The organism is Candidatus Streptomyces philanthi, from assembly GCF_059553635.1.
In genome coordinates this window covers 1-2,571 of the sequence record NZ_JCANQV010000498.1, presented here as the reverse complement: position 1 = coordinate 2,571, position 2,571 = coordinate 1, and the positions used below count along the sequence as shown (strand labels likewise).

The 2,571-nt window shown below is 79.2% G+C and carries 1 protein-coding gene and 1 pseudogene; both read right to left on the bottom strand.

Annotation, left to right across the window (positions count from 1 at the left end):
* Positions 1-1,020 (bottom strand): annotated as a pseudogene (locus tag AC51EU_RS29460) (hypothetical protein); the annotation flags it as partial.
* A gap of 210 nt (positions 1,021-1,230) precedes the next feature.
* Positions 1,231-2,571 (bottom strand): FtsX-like permease family protein (locus AC51EU_RS29455; RefSeq protein WP_496270147.1); only part of this gene is annotated, 1,341 nt, incomplete at its 5' end.

Below are 2,571 nucleotides of genomic sequence, written 5' to 3'. Positions count from 1 at the left end.
CAGCGCGCCGGTCAACAGCAGCACCACCCCGGCGGCGGTGCCGATCCCGAACGCGGCGACCGCGATCACCGGGGCGACCGCGTCCCGCATTCGCCCGTACCCCTCCAGCAGCCCGTCGGCCGAGGTGTCCGCCGCCGCGCCGGCGCCGGCCGCACCGCGCAACGCCACCAGTCCCGGGCCGCGTTGGAGGGACACCAGCCGGTCGTGCAGCGCGGGCGCCCCGCGCGCGGTGAGACGGCTCGTGTCGAGCGGGTACCACCAGTACTTCTCCGCCTTGCCCTCCGTCCCCGCCAGGACCGGGCCGTCGCCGGGGGACAGCAGCAGCGCCCCCTGCCAGTATTTCCGCGCCGGCATCTCGTCCGTCATGGCCGTCCGGGCGGCGGCCAGCAGCCCGTCGGTGGCCCAGTACGCGCCGTGCGGGGCGCGCGGGGCGACCAGGCCGGTGATCCGCACCGTCAGACCGCCCGGGTGCAGGGTGCTGCCGACACGCAGCCGGAGGGAGCGGGCCGTGGCGGGCGTGACGGCGGCCTCCACGGCGCGGGCGCCGGGCGGAGCGGCGCGCGGCAGCCGCCCCTCGGTGACGGTGCCGTGCGCCGCCAGGCCGGAGGGGGCGTAGAGCCAGAGGCGCGGGCCGATGCCCTCGGGGCGGGGCAGCCAGGGGTCCGGCGCGGAGAGGGAATCGGTGGTGCGGACGCCGCGCACGGACTGGCCGGCGTCGATCCGCGGCGAGGACCCCAGCAGGGCACGCAACGCGCGGTCCTGACGGGCGGTCTCCCGGGCGGAGAACGCGGTCGCCGGATCGTCCCCGCCCAGGTCGGCGCGGGAGACGGACACCTGGAGCAGCCGCTGGTCGGGCGGCGCGGACGCCAGCGCCTCCCGCACCCCGCGCGTCTCGTACGCGTCCACGCCCCGCGGGAACGCCGCCGCCAGGAACGCCGTGACCAGCACCAGCACCCCCAGACCCAGCGCGGCACCGGGGAACGCGCGCAACCGGACACCGAGCCGTGCCACGGCGCTCACCGGGGGCCGCCTTCGGGGCGGCACGGTGTGACGGAGGGGGCCGGACGGGCCGTCACGCCACGGGACGCCGCGGAACGGGCCCGGCGCACGCCACGGTACGGCGCAACGGAGCCCGCACCGCGCCCCGTTCCGCTCCCGCACCACCCCCGGCGCGCGGACCGCGGCGCCGTGCGCCCCCGCCCCGCACCGGTGCGTCCGATTCGGTTCATCTCACAGCCCCTCCCGGTCGCGCAGCGCCCGTACCGGATCGGCGCGCCGCACCGCGATCGCCGCGACGACCAGCAGCGGCACCACCGCCACCCCCGCCAGCAGCACCGCCACCCGCCCCCACGGCAGTTCCACGACCACCGGGGGAACCGGCCGCCCCGCCTGCCCGGTCAGCACCACCAACGGCACCACCGCCCGCGTCAGCACCGTCCCCAGCACCGTGCCCACGACGAGCGCCGACCCGATCAGCACCCCCTGCTCCACGGCGATCGTCCGCGCCAGCCGCGGCCGGGGCGCGCCCAGCGCCCGCAGCACCGCGAACTCCCGGCCCCGCTCCCGTACCGACCCGGCCGCGCCGACCGCGAAACCGACCCCCGCCAGCGCCACCGCGACCACCGCCGCGGCGGCCAGCGCGGTCTGCGGCCCCAGGCCCAGCGGGTCCTCCCGCAGCTCCCGGGCGGTCTCGTCGCGCGCGACGACCTGGCCCGGGTCGGTGTCCGGACGGTCCCGCAGCGCGGCCACCACCCGGGCCGCCGCGCCCGCCTCGGGCCGCAGCCACCACTCGTCGGCCGGCAGCGGCGCCGCGTCCTGCTCGGCCAGCACCTCGTTGACCGCCCCGAGGTCCGCCAACAGACCCGAGGACGCCTCCCGCTGACCCACCGGCGCCGGCAACGCCCGCACCGCCCGTACGATCCGCATCCGCACCGGCCGCCCGTTGACCGGAACGTCGACGACCGCGCCGGTCCGCGCCCCCGTGGCCCTCAGATACGCGTCGGTGGCGACCGCGGGCAGCGGCCCGCGCGCCGGATGCGCCGCCCCGATCCGCAGCGTCGTCACCCCCGCCCCGAACCCGCCGACCGGCCGGGCGCCCGTGTCGTACGTCTGCGCCAGCAGCCCGCCCCCGGACACCTCCGTATGCCCCGCCTTCGGGCCGTACTCCTCGCCCAGGAAGGAACTCCGGTCGCTCAACCGGGCCGACCAGCCGGCCCCCTCCGGCGCGCGCAGCGGCCGTGACGTGCCGTCGGCCCGCTCCGCGCGCGCCGCGTCGAGCGTCAGCCGCTGGCGGTGCGCGACCTCGGGCTGGTCCATGCCGACCAGCAGCCCGCTCAGCCGCAGCGGCCCGGCCGGACGCCCCGTCGGCGCGCCCGCGGCGGCCGCCAGGTCCGCGGTCAGGGTGTGCGCCCGGCCGTCCGCGGCGATCTTCTGCGACGGCAGGGTGTACGGCATGCCGTGGCCGTCGGTGACCTGCGGCGAGACCGTCGCCGGGACCGGCCCCCGGTCGGTGGGCGCCGGTCCGCCGTCCGCGCGTACGGGAAGGGACCGCAGCGAGCGCAGGGTGAGCGT